At 70.2% G+C, this 2,674-nt stretch carries 1 pseudogene; it reads right to left on the bottom strand.

Annotation, left to right across the window (positions count from 1 at the left end):
- Nucleotides 1-2,422 (bottom strand): annotated as a pseudogene (locus tag ABD308_RS12230) (hypothetical protein); the annotation flags it as partial.
- Between the last annotated feature and the right edge of the window lie 252 nt (nt 2,423-2,674).

Here is a 2,674-nt window from a genome sequence, read left to right as displayed (position 1 = left end):
CGGCCGCCGCGGCGCCGCCGGTGGTGGCGCCGGTGCCTCCGGTGCTCCCGGACCCGAGGCCGCTCGAACCGCTGCCACCGGACGAGCCGCCGGAGCCGCCCGTGTCGCCGGAGCCGCCCGAGGAGTCCGTACCGCCGGTCGTGCCACCGGTCGTGCCGCCGGAGACCGGCGTGGTGGTGTCGGTCCCGGTCGAACCGGTGCCGCCGACGGTGCCGTTGGTACCGGTACCGCCGGAGGACGAACCGCCGCCACTGCCGGACTCGGGGATCGAGCCGTTGCCACCGTTCGGCTCGGTCGGCTCGGTGGGCGTCGGCTCCGTCGGCGGCTTCTGGTTGCCCGGCCAGGCGCCGTCCTGCGCCTCGACGTGATTGACCGCCTCCTGGGCCTGCGCCCGCTGCTCCTTGGTGAGCGCGAGGAAGCCCGCGGGGAGGTGGCCCGGATCGGGGCCGTAGATCTGGCCGGTGTCGGTAACGGTCTTGAGGAACCTCGCCACCGCCGCGGCCTTGTCCGCCGACAGCCTTCCGGTCGGCACCATGGCGTACTGCACGACCGTCAGCGGGTAGGCGCGCTGGTCGGAGGAGTACGGGTTGTTGGTCTCGCCGTAGGGCAGCAGCTGCGTCCCGGTCGCCGGGTCCACCGGCATGTCCGACAGGGCGGACTGGAACGAGTTGAGCGTCGGGGAGACGAAGGCGCCGGCCGGGTTCTGGAGCTGCGCCTCGGCGAACGAGTAGGCCTTCGCCTGGCCGGAGTCCATGATCGCGAACATCGTCCGCCTCCCGACCGGCTGCTTGGGCAGCGGGGCGTTGCGGCCACCGTTGTCAGGCTCGGCGATGAGCCCGCTCGGCTGTCCGTCCTGGAAGTCCCGCAGCACCTTGCTCAGGCTGGTCTGGAGCGGGTTCCACTCGTACTGCTTGAAGTGCTTGACGTGCTCGGCCGGCTCCGGCTTGCCCGGCTTCTGCACGAATCCGGTGTTGTCCTGACGGACGAGCTGGTCGACCGGGAAGCCCCCGAACTTCGGGCGCAGGTACTCGGTGCTGATCCGGGTGCCCCACGGGTCGCGCTCGCCCTCCAGGAATCGCGCCGCGTCGGGGTCACCCGCGATCCACGAGGTCAGCCGGGTGCTGAGGTCGGTGGTGGTGCCCAGCACGATCGGGAGGGAGTCACCCGGGCCGGAACACGTCGGCCACTTCAGCCCGCTCGCGGCCGGCAGCGGGTTCAGCTGGAGGAACTCCGGATCGCTGAAGACGCAGGTCGGGTTGCCGTCGACCGACACCATCCTGATGTCGTCGTTGCCCGAGGCACGGTAGCTCTGCGTCAGCATCTTGGCCACCAGCCGGGCGTTGAGCCTCATGTCCCGGATCTGCCGGCCGCTCTCGTCGTTCACCCAGTACACGATCGAGATGCCGGTCGTGGCGAGCGGAGCGTAGACGTACGGCCGCGTCGGCGTACCGCGATCCGGCAGGGCGGTCAGGCCCACGTCCAATCGGCTGCCGTTCAGGAAGGAGTCCCGGGCCGCCGGCTCACCGCCCGAGGCGCCCCACTGCACGGTCAGCGGGGACTTGCCGAGGCAGAGGCCGGTCATCCACTGCTGCATCGCGCGGCCGACCATCTCCAGGCCGGAGGCGATCACATCGGGGGCGGCTTCCTTGCAGTCCTTGGGGGTCTCGGCGAAGGACAGCGGGATCTTGACGCGGTTCGCCCAGGCGCACTGCTCACCCGCGTAGTCAAGGGTCAGCCAGTTCTCGAACTGCGTGAACACGGCGTCCGCGGCGGCCGGACTGGAGATGTCGTCGTCCGCATCGTGGTTGTCGCAATTGGGAATGCCGTCGTTCGACTGGAAGAGGTCCACCGGGTCGCCGCCGTAATTGGCCTCGACCACGAGGGAGCACTCGTGCGTGGCATCGCAACCCAGCGAGGGGCTCGTCCGCCCCGAGCGGAGCTCGATGGCCGTACTGCCCGACCCGTCCGGACCGGTCACGGCGAGCGCCATGTTGGTCGGGAGGTCGGGAGTGGTCGTCCCCGGCGCCGGCTTGGGCTGCTCGAATCCCTTCTCCGGGTCGGCGTTGTACAGCGAGCTGCCGTAGCAGTCGGTGATTTTGGGGTCCTTGCCGCGACACTGGTAGACCCGGACGGTGTAGAAGACCGACTTGTTGCCCTCGGCCGCGAAGACGGGGTTGCCACTCCCGAGCCGACCCTTGCTCGGGGTGAAGCCGCTCCAGGACACCTGGATGACCTGGTCCGTCAGGTTCTCGGTCTGGGAGACGGTGATGCTACCGACCCCCGGGCCGTGGGTCTTGGGTCCCGGATTCCAGACCAGGGGCCCGGGAACCGTCACCGCGGAGGAGGCGTGAGCCTCGGTGACCGTGCCCAGGCCGAGCGGCACCGTGACCAGCGCCGCCGCCACGGCGAGCACGAGTCCCATGGCCGGTATCCGCCGGCGCCACCTCCCCCGCTCTCTCGGATCGGGTACGCGGAATCTCATGGCGGGCACCTCCGGGATGAACGAGCCGCCCGGGGGGGGGCGGCACGAGGGAATGGTCGCGCTCAGGCTGACGGCTCCGGTTGCCTACTATTCGGCCAGCCCTACATGGCCGGATCAGGTCGACCGGGTGTACGAGAACACAACGCGACAACTCTGTACCGGAGTTGGGAACTCCGCATGCGACGGACCCGC

This window comes from Kitasatospora putterlickiae (genome assembly GCF_039527695.1).
Lineage (GTDB): Bacteria > Actinomycetota > Actinomycetes > Streptomycetales > Streptomycetaceae > Kitasatospora > Kitasatospora putterlickiae.
This window is presented reverse-complemented; position numbering and strand designations above follow the sequence as displayed.